Origin of the sequence: Micromonospora fluostatini (assembly GCF_050410825.1) — a bacterium.
GTDB lineage: Bacteria > Actinomycetota > Actinomycetes > Mycobacteriales > Micromonosporaceae > Micromonospora > Micromonospora rosaria.
Window position 1 is genome coordinate 3,784,425 of the sequence record NZ_CP191251.1, and the last position, 17,827, is coordinate 3,802,251.

Below are 17,827 nucleotides of genomic sequence, written 5' to 3' on the forward strand. Positions count from 1 at the left end.
GCTCACGGCGTCACCCCCGCCCGGGCCTGCGTCGGGGTGTCCGCCGACGCCGGGGCCTCGGCCGCCGGCGGGGCGCAGGCCACGACGACGTCCAGGGCCCGGTCGAAGTCCGCCCGGGGCACCCCGGCGCCGATGGTCAGCCGGAGCCGGGACCGGTTGTCAGGGGTGGACGGGGGCCGGAAGCAGCCGACCGCGACCCCCCGGTCGGCGCAGGCCGCCGCCCACGCCGTCGCGGCCTGCGGGCCGGGCGCGGTCACCGACACCACGGCCGCGTCGGGCACCGAGACCGTCAGCCCGGCGGCGCGCAGCCGGCGGACCGTGGCCGCCGCCCGGTCGGCCAGCTCGGCCCGCAGGTCGTCCCCGGCGCGGGCCAGGTCGAGCGCGGCCCGCACCCCGGCGGCGACGGCCGGCGGCAGCGCGGTGTCGAAGATGAACGTCCGTCCGGTCTCGATCAGGTGCCGGACGAACTCGGCCGGGCCGGCCACCAGGCCGCCCGCGCCGCCGAGCGCCTTGGACAGGGTCGCGGTGACCACCACGTCCGGTGCGCCGGCCAGGCCTGCGGCGGCCACCCCGCCGGCCCCGCCCGGCCCGAGCACCCCGAGCGCGTGCGCGTCGTCGACGAGCAGCACCGCGCCGTGCCGGCGGGCGACGGCGTGCAGGTCGGCGAGGGGGGCGAGGTCACCGTCGACGGAGAACACGGACTCGGTCACCACCACCGCCGGTCGCCCCGGCGCCCCGGCCAGCGCCCGCGCCACCGCCGCCACGTCACCGTGCGGCGTGACCACGGTCTCCGCGCCGGAGATCCGGCAGCCGTCGATCAGTGAGGCGTGGTTGTGGGCGTCGGCGACCAGCAGGGTACGGGGCTGCACGAGGCCCCGGATCGCGCCGAGGTTGGCCAGGTACCCGGAGGAGAAGACCAGGCTGCGCCCGGTGCCGAGCCAGTCGGCGAGGGCCGCCTCCAGGTCGTGGTGGGCCTCGGTGGAGCCCCGGACCAGCCGGGAGCCGGTGGCCCCCAGCCCGTACCCGGCGAGCGCCCGGGTCGCGGCGGCGGTGACCTCGGGGTGGCCGGCCAGGCCGAGGTAGTCGTTGCCGGCCAGGTCGACCACGACGTCGTCGGCCGGCCGGGGGCGCAACCGCCGGGTGAGCCCGGCACGGGCCCGCAGTTCGGCACGACGGTCGAGCGCCGCCAGCCAGTCCGCCACCGCCACTCCCTCCCGCGCCGACCGGATCGCCGCGAACGCTTCCCGCCGGGGTCGGAACACCCCGGCCGCCCGGGCGAAAATTACCACCTGTCCGACCCGTACCGGCGTGGCGTCACGGCCACCCGCCGCCGCCCCGGCGTGGCGTCACGGCCACCTGCCGCCGCCCCGGCGTGGCGTCACGGCCACCTGCCGCCGCCCCGGCGTGGCGTCGCGATGCCGCTCGGCGCCTCGCGCCACCGCCTGGTCGTCGCGGCTTCGCGGGGTCTCGGCGGGCCCGTACGGCGCACCGGCCGGCCGCTGGCGGCCGTTCCTCCGCTGCCCGGGGCCTTGTAGGGTACGAGCCATGCCAGAGATCCTCGACCAGGCCCGGGCCCAGGTGCTGGAGACCGGCGTCGGCCTCGACGAAGCCGGTGTCCTCGCCGTGCTCAACCTGCCCGACGAGCACCTGCCCGCCGCGCTCCAGCTCGCCCACGAGGTCCGGATGCGCTGGTGCGGGCCGGAGGTCGAGGTCGAGGGGATCGTCTCGCTGAAGACCGGCGGCTGCCCGGAGGACTGCCACTTCTGCTCCCAGTCCGGGTTGTTCACCTCCCCGGTGCGGTCGGTCTGGCTGGACATCCCCTCGTTGGTGGAGGCGGCCAAGCAGACCGCCGCCACCGGCGCGACGGAGTTCTGCATCGTCGCCGCGGTACGCGGTCCGGACGCCCGGCTGATGAAGCAGATGCGCGAGGGCGTGGCCGCGATCAAGGCGGAGGTGGACATCCAGGTCGCCGCGTCGCTGGGCATGCTGACCCAGGAGCAGGTCGACGAGCTGGTCGACATGGGGGTGCACCGCTACAACCACAACCTGGAGACCTGCCGCTCGTACTTCCCCAACGTGGTCACCACGCACAGTTGGGAGGAGCGCTGGGAGACCCTGCGGATGGTCCGCGAGTCCGGCATGGAGGTCTGCTGCGGCGGCATCCTCGGCCTGGGCGAGACGGTGGAGCAGCGGGCCGAGTTCGCCGCGCAGCTCGCCGAGCTGGACCCGCACGAGGTTCCGCTGAACTTCCTCAACCCCCGGCCCGGCACCCCGCTCGGTGACCGCCCGGTGGTGGAGGGCAAGGACGCGCTGCGCGCGATCGCCGCGTTCCGGCTGGCCATGCCGCGCACCATCCTGCGGTACGCGGGCGGCCGGGAGATCACCCTGGGCGACCTGGGCACCCGGGACGGCCTGCTCGGCGGCATCAACGCGGTGATCGTCGGCAACTACCTCACCACGCTGGGCCGGCCGGCGACGGAGGACCTGAAGCTGCTCGACGACCTGAAGATGCCGGTCAAGGCGCTCTCCGCGACGCTGTGAGCGTGCTGGACCCCACGGCGGTGGGCGACGGCGTGCCGCCGCCCTGGTGCGACCGGTGCGGCGAGCCGGCGCAGCCCGGCCCGCACCCGGCGTGCGCGGCCGCGCGGGCGCTGGAGCCGCCCCGGTTCTGCGCCCGGTGCCGCCGTCGGATGAAGGTGCAGATCCTGCCGGCCGGCTGGTCGGCGGTCTGCGTCGAACACGGCGACCTCCGGGGCTGACCACCGGCCACCGCCGGGCCGAGCCCGGCCACGCCGGACCGACACCGGGCCCCGCCCGGCCACCGCTGGCTCACCACCGGGCCGTCGCTGGAGCCGTCGCCGGGCCGGCCACCGGCCACCGCTGGCTCGGCGGGGCGGGGCCGGTACCCGGGCGGGTGCGCCGGACCACCGGCGGTGGCGGCGTACCCGCCAGGCTGAGCCGCACCCTGGCGGAACCGGTGCTTGTCCGTCGGTGGACCGGTCCCGGGCGACCGCTGGCGCATGGCCGGCACGGCGGGTGGGCGGACCACCGGGACGGCGGGTGGGGACCGGGTCCCGGGGTCCGCCTCGCGACCACGGGGATCGCGGTGCTTGGGCGGTTATGCGGTAGATTTGGATCCACCGATCGGTAGGGGCGTTCCGGCCGACCGCCGCCGTGTTGCGGCCGGGCGGGCGATGGCCGACCGACGCGCCGGCCTCCACCTCGGATCGTCGTGGCTCGGCATGGCGGTGGATCGATCCCTCGGCCGCCGTGTGACATGCGGCGAGGCGGCCGGAGAGGTGATTGACAGATCAAGTCGCCGCCGTCCAGGATGGGCCAACCCCCAACGGCCACGACCTGCACATTCGCCCGCCACGCTCAGGTCCGTCAGTGTTTCCCCGCCCGTCGGGGGCACCTGTCGGGCCAGCCGTCACGACGTGACCGGGTGACACCCCCGGACCGTTCGTCCACTGTGGACGACGGTACTTCGCCCTGTCTCCCTCCGGGTCAGCGGCACCGTAAGTGAAAGGTAGCGACATGTCCCACTCCTCCCTGCCACGGTGGAGAAGGCGTCTCCCCGCGGCCACCGCCGCGGCGACGGCGCTCTTCCTCCTGGCCAGTCCGGCCACCGCCGTGACTGCCTCCGCCACGGACGACACCCACGAGGTCCACGCCGCCCTCGAACGCTTCGCCCACGAGGACGCGAGCGTGGTGGAGGTGACCGTCGCCGACCGGACCGAGCTGGACAAGCTGGTCGCCACCGGCGTCGACCTCGACCACCACGTCTCCCAGACGGAGGCGGGCATCGTGGTGCACGCCGTGGTCACCCCGACCGAGATCCAGAACCTGAAGCTCCAGGGGTACAACGTCGGCAAGACCCTCTACGACTCGGAGGACACCGACGACCGGATCGCCGAGCGCGAGGCGATCATCGCCGAGCACCAGGCCGAGAACCGGGCCTTCACCGCCGACCTGATCCAGAGCGCCGCCGTCTCGGACGTGAAGATCATCCGCGCGGACTACTACACCTCCGGCACCAGCCAGGTGCTCTCGGTGGAGGCGAAGTGGGCCCAGGGCCAGACCTCGACCAGCACGCTGACCGTGACCCGCGACAGCGGGCCGGGCACCGAGATGGGCTCCGGCGGCACGCAGAACATCTCCCGGTTCGTCGACGCCGGCGTGTACCTGTACCACCGGGGCGCCTCGAACGTCACCTCGCGCCCGGACAAGATCCAGATCACCAGCCCCACCGGTGACGTGGCGGTCGCGCAGGTCAAGGAATGGCTGCCGATCCCCGACGAGAACCCGGAGGGTCCGGGGTACCAGAAGGACTTCGTCACCAGCTACCTGACCCCCACCGAGCTGTACGACCGGATCAAGCGGCTGGCCGACGAGTTCCCCGAGCTCGCCGAGCTGGTCGAGCTGCCGCACAAGACCAACGGTTACCGCCGCAAGGCGCAGGTCGTGCTCGGCTCGGCCGACGCCAGCCGGGTCGCGGTCGACTCGCTCGCCTGGGGTCACGAGGGCGGCAACGACATCACCGTCGAGCTGGTCAACCCGGGCGCGGCCGACCAGGCCCTCGCGGTCACCGTGACCGACAAGGCCATCAAGGTCAGCCTCGCCACCGACGGCAGCGGCGCGGTGACCAGCACCGCCGCCCAGGTCGCCGCGGCCCTCAACGCCTCGGCGGGCACCCTGGTCAAGGCGTACACCTACCGGGGCAACACCGGCGCCGGTGTCGTCGCGCCGGCCGGGGTCACCCCGCTGAGCGACAACCTGAGCGCCCCGGCCACCGTCTCCCGCGACCCGCACCCGGTGTACGCGCTGCGGATCGGCAAGTTCCGGGACGGCTCCAAGCCCGGTGTGCTGGCCTACGCCCAGGAGCACGCCCGTGAGTGGGTGCCGCCGCTGGTGACCATCGAGACCGCCGAGCGGCTGCTGCGCAACCACAAGACGGACGAGAACACCAAGGCGCTGCTGCGCAGCCTGGACATCTGGATCGCCCCGTCGATCAACCCGGACGGCGGCCACTACTCGTTCTACGACTTCGCCTCGCAGCGGAAGAACATGACCAACCACTGCACCGAGGACGGTGCGGCCGACGCGCTGAGCCGCAACTCGTGGGGTGTGGACAACAACCGCAACTACACCGAGTACAGCATGTTCGACGGCTACTCGGGCGCCTCGTCGAGCTGCACCAGCGGCACCTACGCCGGCCCGGGCGAGCTCTCCGAGCCGGAGAACAAGAACCTGGACTGGCTGGCCAGCCGGCCCAACATCAAGTTCGCGATGAACCTGCACTCCTCCGGCAACTACTTCATGTGGTCGCCGGGCTCGTACGCCACCCCGGGCCGGATCTCCGCGCCGCGCCCGAGCCTGGCCGAGGAGTCGTACTTCTGGGGCGCGTCCTCCCGGATCCTGACCGCCATCAAGCGGCACCGGAACCTGGCGGTCACCCCGGCCCGTACCGGCCCGATCTCCGACGTGCTCTACTCGGCGGCGGGCAACTCCGGCGACATGCTCTGGTACAAGTACGGCATCTACGCCTGGAACTTCGAGGTCGGCACCTCCTTCCAGCCGACCTTCACCGAGGCGCACCAGCAGACCATGGAGTACTCCAACGGTCTGGTCGAGCTGATGCGGGTGGCGCGCGACCACGACAAGGACAAGAAGCGCCCGACCAGCACCCTGCACACCAAGCACAGCGCCACCACGGGCATGGTCGACATCACCTTCTCCACGAGCGAGCCGGCCGCGGTCTTCTACACCCTGGACAGCAGCAAGCCGACCTACGCCTCGACCCTCTACGCCTCCGCGGGCATCCGTGAGGGCGGCGAGACCATCACGGTGCCGTACGGCACCAAGGTCCACTGGTTCTCGGTGGACTCCGCCGGCAACATCGAGCGGGCGTACCGGCCCGACAGCGAGGACTCCAAGACCTGGAACCGGGGCTTCGCGATCGTCTCCGACACGTACGACCGCTGACCCTCTCAGCTCAACTCGCCCCACCCCCCGGCGCGGCCGTGGCACCCCCGGTGCCACGGCCGCGCTCCCCTTTGCGCCGAGATCCTGGCCCGATCGGCGCCCCGCTGCACACGACGGCTCCACCACCTGCACGGGCGCTCAGAGCTGCGGCCGGCGGTCGGGGTGTGTGGGGGCCTCGGGTCGCCGCCGGTCGGTCCCCCGGCCGGCGACGACCGCCCACCCCGCCCGGGCGCGGGCAGCGCCGACACCAGGGCCAGCGCGGCCAGCGGGCGCGCGGGGCAGGGCGGGCAGCGCGGAGCCGGGCACCGTGGGAACGTGGTGCCCGGCTCCGGTCGGTACGCGGTCAGGCCAGGGTGCAGGCCACGCCGTTGAGGGTGAAGGCGGTCGGCTTGGGGTTGGCCCCGGTGTGGGTGCCGTTGAACCCGAAGCTGGTCGACGCGCCCGGGGCGAGCGCCCCGTTGTAGGAGAGGTTCGTCGCGGTCACCGCCGTACCGGTCTGGGTGACCGTCGCCGACCACGCCTGCCCGGCCTTCTGGCCGGCGTTCGAGAAGGTCCAGCCGACGGTCCAGCCGGTCAACGGGGTGGTGCCGGTGTTGGTGACCGTGACGTTGGCGGTGAAGCCGCTGTTCCAGTCGTTGGTGGTGTACCCGACCATGCACGCGCCACCGACCGGCGGGTCGGCGGTGGTGACGGTGACGGTGGGCGACGGACCCGACGGGTTGCCGGCCGCGTCGAGGGCGACCACGTAGAAGACGTACGCGGTCGCCGGGCTCAGGCCGGTCACCGCGTGGCTGGTGCCGGTGACCGTGGCGACGAGCGAGGCGACCGGCCAGGACTGCCGGTACACCTGGTAGCCGGTGACGCCGACGTTGTCGGTGGACGGTCCCCAGGTGAGGGTGAGCCCGTTCGGGCCGACCTGGGAGGCGGTCGGGGTGCCGGGCACGGTGGGCGGGGTGGTGTCCGGGCCGTTGCCGGCGGGCGTGGTGACCTCGACCCGGGGCGAGGACGGGGAACGGTTCCCGGCGCCGTCGCGGGCGTGCACCCAGAACCGGTACGTCCGGGCCGGCTGGAGCGAGGTCAGGGTCAGGCTGTTGGTGGTCCGGCGGTGCAGGACCAGCGCGTCGCTGCCCAGCGTCTCCTGGGTGATCTCGTACTCGGCCAGGCCGCTGCCGCCGGCATCGGTGGAGGCGGGCCAGGTCAGGGTGACGCCGGTGGCGCTCAGCCCGGAGGCGACCGGGGTGCCGGGCGCGGTGGGCGCGGTGGTGTCCGGGGTGGCCGGTCCGGGCTCGGTGCCCCAGACCCGGGTGCTGCCGGCGTAGAGCGGGACCGTCGGGTTCGGCCCGGCGGTGGCCTGGTACGACGGGTCGTTGGCCGAGTTCCAGGTGCCGCCCTCCGGTACGCCGACCTTGAACTGGACCTCCATCCGGTGCTGCGACTGCCCGGCCGGGGCGATGGTGTGCCCGGTGCAGTCCACCTCGACGTACCAGATGTCGGCGGAGTGCTGCTTCGCGGTGGTCGGCGACGGGCAGCCCTGGGTGTAGCCGGGGGTGACCTGGATGGGGCCGGTGCCGTCGGGGCGGAAGTAGTAGCGGAACTTGCCGTTGGTCAGCGCCCGCGCCGGGAAGGCCGACTTGTTGTAGACGATGACCTTCAGGCCGGTGGCCCGGGGCTCGTTGTGCATCACCGTGGTCTCCACGGTCAGCTCGTCGATGTCCGGCTCCTCGGCGACCGGGAAGTTCGCCAGCGGGGTGCCGCCGTACTCCTGGGTGAGCCGGGCCAGCGCGGAGGTGAAGCCGGCGTTGTAGTCGGTGGCCACCTCGTTCATCACGTAGTCGTCGCGGCTGTCGGTGTACGCGTCGTTCGGCGACGACGGGCCGCCGACCAGCGCGCCGTAGAGCACGTGCCGGGTCTCGGTCGGCACCTTGCTGCTGTCCCACCAGGAGCCGTGCGCGGTGCGGTGGTGCGGGTTCTTCGGGGAGTTCGCCCCGAAGCCGACCACGTAGCTGGAGTTGCGCGGGTTGTCGCCGAGGGCGTAGTTGATCTGCCGGACGGCGAAGTCCTTGTACCGGGTCTTGCGGGTGGCGTCGGTGGTCTTGTCGCTGTAGACCAGCGCGGCGAAGGCGGTGTTGGCGGCGTAGCGCAGCGCGCCCCAGGAGTCGAGGACGGCCATCCCGCCGGGCGAGTACCGGACCTTCTCCCCGTTGACCCCGACCGTCCAGTAGTCCAGCCAGCGGTTGGCGTCGTCGACGTACTTCTGCTTGCCGGTCAGGTTGGCCAGCAGCACGTACGCGCCGAACTGCTTGTTGTCCCAGGCGACGGTCCACTTGTACGACCGCAGGGTGCTCTGGTTCTCGGTGCCGAGCTTGTCGTACTCGCTCTCGGCCTTGGCCAGGTAGGCGGCGTCGCCGGTGGCCCGGTACAGCCAGACCGCGCCCCAGACCAGCTCGTCCTGGTACCCGCTCCAGGAGCGGTAGAAGCTGGTCGCGTCGGTGATGCACTCGCTGTAGCTCTTGCGCACCGTGTCGGCGAAGGTGTAGAGCTGCCTGGCGTGCCCGACCAGCTTGTCGGCGTACGCGGCGTCGGTGGGGCGGAACACCATCGACGAGGCGGCCATCGCCGCCGCCGTCTCCCCGGCCAGGTCCGCGCCGCCGCAGCTCGCGTCGATCTTGTACGCCGGCCGGGCCATCGGCATCACCTCGGCCGGACCCCACCACTTGTGGTCGTCGTCGCCCTTGCCGACCTGACCGTAGAGGACGTTCGGGGACGGGTGCGCCTTGACGAAGTAGTCGTTGACGAAGCGCAGGTTGTTCAGCAGGTGGGTCAACTGTCCGGACTGGACGTACCCGTCGCGGTACTCGACCGCGCCCCAGGCCAGCATCGTCGCGCTGAACGCCATCGGGAAGCCGAACTTCACGTGGTCACCGGCGTCGTACCAGCCACCGGTGAGGTCGAGGCCGACGTCGTCGCCGTCGGTCAGCGCCGAGTCGCCGCGCCAGGAGACCCGGTTCCACTCGGGCAACTCGCCGGACTGCTGCGCCTCGTAGAAGAGCAGCGACTTCTGCAGCGCCTCGGCGTAGTTGAAGGTGGGCGCCGCCGCGGCCGCGGCGGCCACGGCCGTCGGCGCGGTGACGGCGAGGGCGAGGCCGCTGGTCAGCGCGGTGCCGGCGGCGAGGAGTCGGCGCAGCCAGGGACGGCCGCGCGACGGCCGGGTGCGGTGGCGCATCGGGTGGGCTCCTGTCGAAAGGGTGCCCCGGCAGCTCCGAGGGGACGCGGGACGGCGTCGGGCAACACCTCGGAGCTGCCGGGGGCGGTGGTGGTGGGGTCCGGAGAGGATGCGCGGGAGCGCTCCCATGGATGCCCAACAATGTATCTAGTCGGTGGCCAGCTTGGGAAGCCCAACGGCCCGACCGTCGACATGGTGGGAAACGCGCTTCCGCCCGGCTACCGTCGACAGATGTCGATGATCGAACAGATATCGCTCGGCGTCACCGACTGCGGACGCGCCGCCGCCTTCTGGGGCGTCGCCCTCGGGTACGTCCGCCGGCCGCCCCGCTACCCCGACGACGGGTGGATCGTGCTCGAACCGCCGCCGGGGGAGCCGGGCTCAGCCATCGCGCTGGACCTCAGCGAGAGCCCCGCCCCGGACTTCCCCCGCATCCACCTCGACCTGCACGCCGGCGAGACGGACCTGGACGAGGAGGTGGCGCGGCTGGTCGCGCTCGGGGCGCGGCGGATCGACTGGGCGTACTACCCGACCGAGCCCGAGCCGGGCGTGCTGCCGTACGTGGTCCTCGCCGACCCGGAGGGCAACCGGTTCTGCGTGTCGGGGCACCGCCGCGCCGGCTTCTTCTTCGGCTGACCCTCCCGGTCGGCTCGCCGTCCCGGTGGTCAGCCCGTGGCCGGGGCGGTGACGGGCAGCGGGACGGTCACGGTCAGCACCGGGCCGTCCCGGTCGACCGGCGCGGGGCGGCCCAGTCGGCGCAGGGTCCGCAGCATCGGCACGTTCTCCGCGTGGGTGTGCAGCACCAGCGCGGCGTACCCGGACTGCTCGGCGTGCCGGACCAGTCGCCGCAGCAGGGCGGTGCCGAGCCCGCGCCGCTGCCAGTCGTCGCGGACCAGCAGCGCCACCTCGGCCTCGTCGCCCTCGCCGAGGAGGTTCGCCATCGCGACCACCGGCTCACCGGGGGCGTCGACGTCGGTGGCGAGCAGGGTCAGGCCCCGCTCCGGCTCGGCCAGCCGGCGCAGCCGCGCCACCGGGGGCAGCCCGGCCCCACCGAGGTACCGCCGCTGCCGGCTGCGCGCCGAGCACGTCTCGTGCAGGCTCACCAGGGCCGGCACGTCGTCCCCGGTCGCCGGGCGGACCCCCACCTCGGCGCCGTCGGGGAGGACCAGGGCGACCTGCTCGACGGCCCGCCGGGCGACGGCGGCGGCCAACTCCGCCAGGGCCTGCGCGCGGGCGTACTCGGCCGGGGTGAAGCTGGGCGCGAGCCGGCGCAGCGTGTACGTGCCACCGGTCGGGTCGGCCAGGCGCATGGTGGTGTCGCCGATGCCCGGCCCGTCGACGGCCGGCTCCGGCCGCCAGCTCACCTCGTCCGCGCCGAGCAGGACGCGCAGCGCCTCACCGGCCGCCTCCGGGTCACGGACCAGCCGGGTGGCCAGGCCGAGCACCCGGGTCGGCTGGTCGGCCAGGCCGCGCGCCTCGCTGCGGGCCACCCAGCAGTTGCGCCCCCGGCCGCGCTCCACGGCGGCCAGCAACTCGGTCTCGGTGAGCGAGTCCGGTGCGTCGACGAGGAAGTCGTCGACCGCGCCGGCCTCGGTGGTGTGCACCTGCACGGTGAGGATGTTGACCCCCCGCAGGGCGAGGCTCGCCGTGAGCACCGACAGGTAGCCCGGCCGGTCGTCCACGGTCGCCCGGATGCGCCACAGTGCCATGTTCACTCCCTTCCCCGCCTACGACCTTGACCGGCGGCTGTTGCCGGGGCGTTGCCCGACGGTGACGTCCCGGGACCGGGCGCAGGTCACATTCCGCAGGTCCGGGCGCCGCCGGCAGCGCCACCGGTGCCCGCGACGGGCGGCAGGGCCGGTACGGGGACACGAATCGGGCCGACCCCGAACCGGGGTCGGCCCGCGGCCCGCTGATCCCGTACCGGGAGTCGGGCCGCAGCTCGGGCCCCCGAACCGGGGTCGAGCCGACGTGCGGGGCCGGGCGTACGCCCGGCGGTCAGGAGCCGGCGGCCACCGGCGGGGGCGAGCCGACCAGGTCGAGCCGGTCACCGAGGATGACGGCGCTGGCCCGGACGAGCTGCGCCAGCCGGTCGACCTCGGTGGTGTGGAACGCCGCCGGGGTGAGGGTGTCGGTGTGCTCCCGGGCCACCACCAGCACCAGCCCGGCCCGGCCGAACGGGGCCACCGCGAAGTGCGCGCCGTCGGCCGTGGTCAGCGCGCGGGCCCGCAGCGGGGTCACCTCCGGCAGGTGGGGCGGAGCCGGGGCCCGCCAGCTCGCGTGCGCCACCGTCGGCTGGCCGCCACCGGCCCGGGAGGCCCAGTCCAGCGGCACGACCGCGGCCACCGCCCAGTCGGCGGCGAGCAGACCGGGCACCGCGTCCACCAGGGTGGCCAGGCCGTCGGTCGGGTTCGCCGCGACCTGGGCCAGCAGCTCCGCGTCCTGGCCGGTGGTGGTGGGCGCGCCGATCGCCCGCCACACGCCGTCCACCCGGACGCCGGGGATCGCCGCGAGGCCGGCCAGCAGCCGCTCCACGCGCGCCACGCCCGGCCAGACCACGGTGAAGTCGTCGACCGCCCGCCCGCCGAGCCGCTCCAGCACCACCACCTGGACGATGTCCGCGCCGGAGACCCCGAGGGTGCGGGCCACCTGGCCGAGGGTTCCGGGCCGGTCCGGCAGGGTCACCCGAACTCTCAGCAACATGACTGTTCCCTCCACTCGGCGCGCCGGCCCGGTCGGCAGGCTGGGCACCAGCCTGCCCGATGACCATTTCGCCCCTGTTGCGGCTGGATAACCCCGGGTGAAACTCTTCGCCTTGACATCCCGGACCCGGTGCCATCAACTGTCCGAATGACCGATCCGGCCATCGCACCACCGGGCGAGGCACCGGCCGGTGCGCCGCCGGACGGGCTCGACCTGGACCGGCTCCGGCTCCACCTCGCCGAGCACCGTCCCGAGCTGGGCGCCGGGCCGCTGCGGGCGGAGCTGGTCACCGGGGGCCGGTCGAACCTGACGTACCTGCTGCGGGCCGGCGACCGGGAGGTGGTGCTGCGCCGCCCGCCCCTGGGGCACGTGCTGGCCACCGCGCACGACATGGCGCGTGAGTTCCGGGTGCTCGCGGCGCTGGCCCCGACCGCCGTGCCGGTCCCCCGTACGCTGCTGCTCTGCACCGACCCGGCGGTGATCGGGGCGCCGTTCTACCTGATGGAGCGGGTCGCCGGGGAGGTGTTCCGGACCCGGTCCCAGACCGACCGGCTCGACGACGGGCAGCGCCGGGAGCTGGCCCTGGCGATGGTGGACACGCTGGCCGCGCTGCACGCGATCGACCCGGCGGCGGTGGGGCTGGGCGACTTCGGCCGCCCGCAGGGGTACCTCGCCCGGCAGGTCCGGCGCTGGGCCGGCCAGTTGGCGCGCTCCCGCAGCCGACCACTGCCCGGCGTGGACGAGTTGCGCGACGCGCTCGCCGCGACCGTCCCCGAGTGCGACCACCCCGGGCGGATCGTGCACGGGGACTACCGGCTGGACAACCTCCTGGCCAGCGTCGACCCGGTCGGCATCCGGGCGGTGCTGGACTGGGAGATGGCCACCGTCGGCGACCCGCTGGCCGACCTGGGGCTGCTCCTGACGTACTGGGACGTGCTCGGGGGCGGCGACGCCGGCACGGGCGACCCGGTCGCCGACGGGCTCGGTCCCCGGGCCGGCTTCCCCACCGGCGCCGAGCTGGTCGAGCGGTACGCCGGTCGCGGTGACGTCGACGTCGGGCCGCTGCACTGGCACGTCGCGCTGGGCTGCTTCAAACTGGCGGTGATCTGCGAGGGCATCCACTACCGGCACACCCACGGGCAGACCCTGGGACCGGGCTTCGACCGGATCGGCGAGCTGGTGGCCCCGCTGGTCGAGCACGGGCTGACCGCCGCCGGGGAGCGCTGATGGACTTCGGGTACGACGACCGTACGCGGCGGCTGCGCGCGGAGCTGACCGACTTCCTGGTCGAGCACGTGTACCCGGCCGAGCCGGTGCACGCCGCGCAGGTCGCCGCCGCCGGTGACCCGTGGGCCCGCCCACCGGTACTGGCCGAGTTGAGCGCGCAGGCGCGCCGGCGCGGCCTGTGGAACCTCTTCCTCCCCGACCAGCGCCACGGTGCCGGGCTGACCAACCTCCAGTACGCCCCGCTCGCCGAGCTGACCGGGCGCAGCCCGTACCTGGCCCCGGAGGCGCTCAACTGCGCCGCCCCGGACACCGGCAACATGGAACTGCTCGCCGAGTTCGGCACCGCCGCGCAGCGGGAGCGCTGGCTGCTGCCGCTGCTGGCCGGCGAGATCCGCTCGGCGTTCTGCATGACCGAGCCCGACGTGGCCTCCTCCGACGCCACCACCGTCGCCACCCGGATCGTCCGCGACGGCGACGGGTACGTGGTCACCGGCCGTAAGTGGTGGTCGTCGGGGGCGATGGACCCACGCTGCGCGGTCTTCGTCGTGATGGGCAAGACCGACCCGGACGCCGAACGGCACCGGCAGCAGAGCATGATCCTGGTCCCCCGGGACACCCCGGGGGTGACGGTACGCCGGGGCCTGACGGTCTTCGGCTACACCGACGGCCCGCACGGCGGGCACGCGGAGATCGACTTCGCCGACGTCCGGGTGCCGGCGGAGAACCTGGTCGGCGCGGAGGGCGACGGGTTCGCGATCGCCCAGGCGCGGCTGGGCCCCGGCCGGATCCACCACTGCATGCGGCTCATCGGGATGGCCGAACGGGCCCTGGAACTGCTCTGCCGGCGGGTCGCCGAACGGGTCGCCTTCGGCCGGCCGCTGGCCGAGCAGGGCGTGGTCCGGGAGTGGATCGCCGAGTCCCGGGTCCGCATCGAGCAGGCCCGGTTGCTGGTGCTCAAGACCGCCTGGCTGATGGACACCGTGGGCAACAAGGGGGCGCACACCGAGATCCAGGCCATCAAGATCGTCACGCCGGCGATGGCCGAGTGGGTGATCGACAAGGCGATCCAGGCCCACGGCGGCGCCGGGGTCAGCCAGGACACCCCGCTGGCCGGGCTCTGGGTCCAGGCCCGCGCCCTGCGCCTCGCCGACGGCCCGGACGAGGTGCACCGCGCCTCGCTGGCCCGGCGTGAACTGCGCCGCTGGGCCACCCCCGGCTGATCACCACCGGCGGCTGACCGCCGCCGGGCCGTCCCCCGGCCGGTGACCGGCCGGGGGACGGTTCAGGCGGATTCGCGGCGCACCATGTGGGTGTCGAGCAGGACGTGCGGCGAGGGCACCTCCTCGCCCCGGATCCGGGCGACCAGCAGCAACGCCATCTGCCGGCCCATCTCCTCGATCGGCTGGAAGACGGTGGTCAACGGCGGCTCCGCCTGCCGGGAGACCGGCGCGTCGTCGAAGCCGATCACGGCCACGTCCTCCGGCACCCGCCGCCCCGCCTCGCGCAGCGCCCGCAGCGCGCCGAACGCCATCAGGTCGGAGGCGACGAAGACCGCGTCGAGGTCCGGGCAGGAGGCCAGCAGCCGGCGCATGCCGGCGGTGCCGCTGCCCTCACTGAAGTCGCCGTAGGCGATCAGGTCGGGGTTGATGCCGGCGCCGACGGCCTTCACCGCCTCCCGGTACCCGGTCAGCCGGGCCAGCCCGGCCCCCATGTCCTGGGGGCCGGCGATGGTGCCGACCCGACGCCGCCCCTGACCGAAAAGGTACTCCACGGCGTGCCGCGCGCCGCCGACATTGTCGACGTCGACGAACCACCCGGGGGTGGCGGACGGGTGCAGCATCCGCGCCGGCCGGCCGCCGAGCACGGTCGGCAGCCCGCGCTCCTCCAGCAGGGTGGGCAGCGGATCGGCGTCGTGCAGCGAGAGCAGCAGGACGCCGTCCACGTGCTGGTTGGTCAGGTGGTGCTCGACGCGCTCGCGCTCCACCGGCGACTGGGCCATCGCCAGCCAGAGCTGCATCGGCGTCTCCAGCAGGCCGGAGCTGATCCCCCGGACGATGGCCGCGAAGAAGGGCTCGGTGAAGACCCGCTCCCCCGACTCGGACACCACCAGGGCCACCGAGTCGGTACGCTGGGTGACCAGCGCGCGGGCCGCCCGGTTCGGCACGTACCCCAGCTCGGCGATGGCCTGCTGCACCGCGGCCCGGGCCTCCGGACTCACCTGGGGCGAGCCGTTGACCACCCGGGACACCGTTCCCCGGCCGACGCCGGCCCGGGCGGCGACCGCGTCGAGGGTCGGGCGCCCGAGCGACCGGGTGCGCTGCGTTGTCATGGTCTGCTCCTCCGACATCGGGCGGTTCCGGCGTCACCCCCGGCGGGGAAAGGCGCCGGAGCCGCCCCTTACTGGGCTGGCCCTCGCCTTATTGTGCGGCCAGACCGTTGCGTCGGATCACCTCGGCGTACCACCTGGCGCTGGACTTGGGGATGCGGGCTTGATCGTTGTCGTAGTCGACGTAGATCATCCCGAACCTCTTCGTGTATCCCCAGGCCCATTCGAAATTATCCAACAGTGACCAGGCGAAGTACCCCCGCAGGGGCACACCGGACGAGATCGCGGCGTGTGCGGCCCGCAGGTGGGAGTCGAAGTAGGCCAACCGGTCGGCGTCGTCCACCCGACCGTCGACGACCGTGTCGACGAAGGCCGACCCGTTCTCGGTGACGTACAGCGGCAGGTCGGTGTACTCGTCGTGCACCCGGCGCAGCGTCTCCACCAGCCCCGGGGCGTCGATCTCCCAGCCCATGTCGGTGACCGGCACGCCGCGCTTGACGAACCGGACGTCCGCGCTGCCCGGCCAGTCCGAGGGGCCGGACCGCTCCGCCCCCTCGGCCGGCGCGGCCACCACGTGCCGGCTGTAGTAGTTGACGCCGAGCAGGTCCAGCGGGGTGGCGATGACGGCCAGGTCGCCGTCGCGCACGTGACCGAAATCGGTCACCGACCGCAGGTCGGCCCGCAGGTCCGCCGGGTACGACCCGCGCAGCAGCGGGTCGAGGAAGAACCGGTTCGCCAGACCGTCGATGCGCCGGGCGGCGTCCACGTCCCCGGGCGCGTCGGTGGCCGGGGTGACCGGGTACAGGTTGACCGTCACCCCGACCTCGGCGTCCGGGCGGCCGGCCCGCAGCGCCTGCACCGCGAGCCCGTGCCCGAGCATCAGGTGGTGCCCGGCCCGGACGGCCGCCGCCGGATCGGTCCGCCCCGGGGCGTGCACCCCGGAGCTGTACCCGAGGAAGGCCGAGCACCAGGGCTCGTTGAGGGTGGTCCAGTACCGGACCCGGTCCCCCAGGGCGTCCACGACGAGCCGGGTGTAGTCGGCGAACCGCCCGGCGGTGTCCCGGGCCGGCCAGCCACCCTCGTCCTCCAGCGGCTGCGGCAGGTCCCAGTGGTACAGGGTGAGCCACGGCTCGATGCCGTGCGCCAGCAACTCGTCGACCAGCCGCCGGTAGAAGTCCAGCCCCTGCTGGTTGGCCGGGCCGGAGCCGGTGGGCTGCACCCGGGGCCAGGCGACCGAGAACCGGTACGACTTCAGCCCCAGCTCGGCCATCAGCCGGACGTCCTCGGCCACCCGGTGGTAGTGGTCGCACGCCACGTCACCGGTGTGCCCCTCGACGACCCGCCCCTCGGTGTGGCTGAAGGTGTCCCAGATGGACGGTCCGCGCCCGGCCGCGGTGGCCGCCCCCTCGATCTGGTACGCCGCCGTGGCGGCGCCCCAGAGGAACCCGGGTGGGAAGGACAGCTGCGGCCCCTGGTCGAGCACGCCGACGGCGGGTGGGCCTGCTGGGGTGCTCACGACTTGACGGCACCTTCCATGATCCCGCCGATGATCTGGCGGCCGAACACGAGGAAGACGAGCACCAGGGGGATGGTGCCGATCGCCGTGGCCGCGAACACCTGCGAGTAGTCGGTGTAGTAGGCGTACGACAGGAAGGAGAGGGACACCTGGAGGGTGGGGTTCTCCGGGCTGAGGATCGCGTACGGCCAGAGGAAGGAGTTCCAGGTCTCCATGAAGGTGAGCAGCCCCAGCACCCCGGCCGCCGGGCGCAGCGCCGGCAGCACGATGTTCCAGTAGATCCGGAAGGTGCTCGCCCCGTCCATCCGGCCGGCCTCGATCAGCTCGTCGGAGATGGCCTGGCTGGCGTACTGCCGCATCATGAACACGCCGAAGGCGCTGACCAGGAACGGCACGGTCACCGCGTACAGGCTGTCGTACCAGCCCAGGGTCTGCATCATGCCCCAGAGCGGGATCAGGCCGAGCTGGGTCGGGATCATCATGGTGACGACGATCGCCAGCAGCAGGGCGTTGCGGCCCCGGAACCTCAGCTTGGCGAAGGTGAAGCCGGCGAGCGAGCCGGTGATCACCACCGACACGGTGACCACCGAGGAGACGATGATCGAGTTGAGCATGCCCTTGAGGAAGTTCGCCGCGTCGTTGTCGAGGACCCGGCCGAAGTTCGCGCCGAACTCGCTGCCGGGGAGCATCGGCGGGGGCACGTCGTTGATCTGGTCGAGGCTGCGGGTGCCGATCACCACCATGTAGTAGAAGGGGTAGATCGACATCAGGGCCGCGATGACGAGCGCGACGTAGGTCAACGGGCTGGTGCGCCACAGGCGCTGGGAAGCGGAGATCATGGGTCGCT

Annotated in this window: 13 protein-coding genes; 6 read left to right on the forward strand and 7 right to left on the reverse strand. The window is 73.6% G+C overall.

All coding sequences use genetic code 11. The features are described 5' to 3' along the window. Positions 1-2: 2 nt before the first annotated feature. Positions 3-1,202, reverse strand: coding sequence for an 8-amino-7-oxononanoate synthase (locus ACQUFX_RS16510; protein WP_428961279.1), 1,200 nt, complete (start codon positions 1,200-1,202; stop codon positions 3-5). A 343-nt stretch (positions 1,203-1,545) separates the two neighbouring features. Between ACQUFX_RS16510 and bioB the strand changes: the two genes are divergently transcribed. The 3 genes from bioB to ACQUFX_RS16525 all read left to right on the forward strand — a co-directional run bounded on the left by bioB (position 1,546) and on the right by ACQUFX_RS16525 (position 5,985). Beyond that, positions 1,546-2,541, forward strand: coding sequence for a biotin synthase BioB (bioB, locus tag ACQUFX_RS16515; RefSeq protein ID WP_428961280.1), 996 nt, complete (start codon positions 1,546-1,548; stop codon positions 2,539-2,541). Between the two features lie 2 nt (positions 2,542-2,543). Further along, the gene (locus ACQUFX_RS16520) at positions 2,544-2,759 is read left to right on the forward strand and encodes a biotin synthase auxiliary protein BsaP (protein ID WP_428961281.1); all 216 of its coding nucleotides are present in this window, start codon (positions 2,544-2,546) and stop codon (positions 2,757-2,759) included. Between the two features lie 778 nt (positions 2,760-3,537). Next, positions 3,538-5,985 carry a M14 family metallopeptidase gene (locus ACQUFX_RS16525; protein ID WP_428961282.1) on the forward strand — a complete coding sequence of 816 codons (2,448 nt, stop codon included), beginning with the start codon at positions 3,538-3,540 and terminating at the stop codon, positions 5,983-5,985. A 343-nt stretch (positions 5,986-6,328) separates the two neighbouring features. Here the strand turns inward: ACQUFX_RS16525 and ACQUFX_RS16530 are convergent, their stop codons facing one another. Continuing rightward, a complete protein-coding gene (locus ACQUFX_RS16530) occupies positions 6,329-9,208 on the reverse strand; it encodes a glycoside hydrolase family 9 protein (protein WP_428961283.1) in 2,880 nt (959 codons plus the stop codon). Positions 9,209-9,439: 231 nt separating this feature from the next. Here ACQUFX_RS16530 and ACQUFX_RS16535 point away from each other — a divergent pair, with 231 nt between their 5' ends. Next, complete coding sequence (locus tag ACQUFX_RS16535; protein ID WP_428961284.1) at positions 9,440-9,844, forward strand: VOC family protein; 405 nt, start codon at positions 9,440-9,442, stop codon at positions 9,842-9,844. 29 nt (positions 9,845-9,873) lie between these two features. On the opposite strand, the gene ACQUFX_RS16540 is transcribed toward ACQUFX_RS16535, so the two are convergent. Together ACQUFX_RS16540 and ACQUFX_RS16545 are read right to left on the reverse strand one after the other, a co-directional pair. Next, complete coding sequence (locus ACQUFX_RS16540) at positions 9,874-10,917, reverse strand: GNAT family N-acetyltransferase (RefSeq protein ID WP_428961285.1); 1,044 nt, start codon at positions 10,915-10,917, stop codon at positions 9,874-9,876. A gap of 289 nt (positions 10,918-11,206) precedes the next feature. Further along, on the reverse strand, positions 11,207-11,911 hold the full coding sequence (locus ACQUFX_RS16545) for an ACT domain-containing protein (RefSeq protein WP_428961286.1): 705 nt from the start codon (positions 11,909-11,911) through the stop codon (positions 11,207-11,209). A gap of 147 nt (positions 11,912-12,058) precedes the next feature. Here ACQUFX_RS16545 and ACQUFX_RS16550 point away from each other — a divergent pair, with 147 nt between their 5' ends. After that, positions 12,059-13,138 (forward strand): phosphotransferase family protein, encoded by a 1,080-nt coding sequence (locus ACQUFX_RS16550; RefSeq protein WP_428961287.1) that lies wholly within the window; start codon positions 12,059-12,061, stop codon positions 13,136-13,138. After that, a complete protein-coding gene (locus tag ACQUFX_RS16555; protein WP_428961288.1) occupies positions 13,138-14,358 on the forward strand; it encodes an acyl-CoA dehydrogenase family protein in 1,221 nt (406 codons plus the stop codon). The genes ACQUFX_RS16550 and ACQUFX_RS16555 overlap by 1 nt, the downstream gene beginning before the upstream one ends. A 62-nt stretch (positions 14,359-14,420) precedes the next feature. Here the strand turns inward: ACQUFX_RS16555 and ACQUFX_RS16560 are convergent, their stop codons facing one another. The 3 genes from ACQUFX_RS16560 to ACQUFX_RS16570 form a co-directional block, all read right to left on the reverse strand. Further along, the gene (locus tag ACQUFX_RS16560) at positions 14,421-15,467 is read right to left on the reverse strand and encodes a LacI family DNA-binding transcriptional regulator (RefSeq protein WP_067371276.1); all 1,047 of its coding nucleotides are present in this window, start codon (positions 15,465-15,467) and stop codon (positions 14,421-14,423) included. An 88-nt stretch (positions 15,468-15,555) separates the two neighbouring features. Further along, positions 15,556-16,980 carry a GH1 family beta-glucosidase gene (locus ACQUFX_RS16565; protein WP_428961289.1) on the reverse strand — a complete coding sequence of 475 codons (1,425 nt, stop codon included), beginning with the start codon at positions 16,978-16,980 and terminating at the stop codon, positions 15,556-15,558. Then, a complete protein-coding gene (locus ACQUFX_RS16570; RefSeq protein ID WP_428961290.1) occupies positions 16,977-17,819 on the reverse strand; it encodes a carbohydrate ABC transporter permease in 843 nt (280 codons plus the stop codon). Before ACQUFX_RS16570 ends, ACQUFX_RS16565 begins: the two co-directional genes overlap by 4 nt. Between the last annotated feature and the right edge of the window lie 8 nt (positions 17,820-17,827).

Bases quoted from the DNA above. Each gene is read 5' to 3' on its own strand.
- bioB (WP_428961280.1), top strand. From the start codon at position 1,546: ATGCCAGAGATCCTCGACCAGGCCCGGGCCCAGGTGCTGGAGACCGGC.
- ACQUFX_RS16525 (WP_428961282.1), top strand. From the start codon at position 3,538: ATGTCCCACTCCTCCCTGCCACGGTGGAGAAGGCGTCTCCCCGCGGCC.
- ACQUFX_RS16530 (WP_428961283.1), bottom strand. From the start codon at position 9,208: ATGCGCCACCGCACCCGGCCGTCGCGCGGCCGTCCCTGGCTGCGCCGA.
- ACQUFX_RS16535 (WP_428961284.1), top strand. From the start codon at position 9,440: ATGTCGATGATCGAACAGATATCGCTCGGCGTCACCGACTGCGGACGC.
- ACQUFX_RS16540 (WP_428961285.1), bottom strand. From the start codon at position 10,917: ATGGCACTGTGGCGCATCCGGGCGACCGTGGACGACCGGCCGGGCTAC.
- ACQUFX_RS16545 (WP_428961286.1), bottom strand. From the start codon at position 11,911: ATGTTGCTGAGAGTTCGGGTGACCCTGCCGGACCGGCCCGGAACCCTC.
- ACQUFX_RS16550 (WP_428961287.1), top strand. From the start codon at position 12,059: ATGACCGATCCGGCCATCGCACCACCGGGCGAGGCACCGGCCGGTGCG.
- ACQUFX_RS16555 (WP_428961288.1), top strand. From the start codon at position 13,138: ATGGACTTCGGGTACGACGACCGTACGCGGCGGCTGCGCGCGGAGCTG.
- ACQUFX_RS16560 (WP_067371276.1), bottom strand. From the start codon at position 15,467: ATGACAACGCAGCGCACCCGGTCGCTCGGGCGCCCGACCCTCGACGCG.
- ACQUFX_RS16570 (WP_428961290.1), bottom strand. From the start codon at position 17,819: ATGATCTCCGCTTCCCAGCGCCTGTGGCGCACCAGCCCGTTGACCTAC.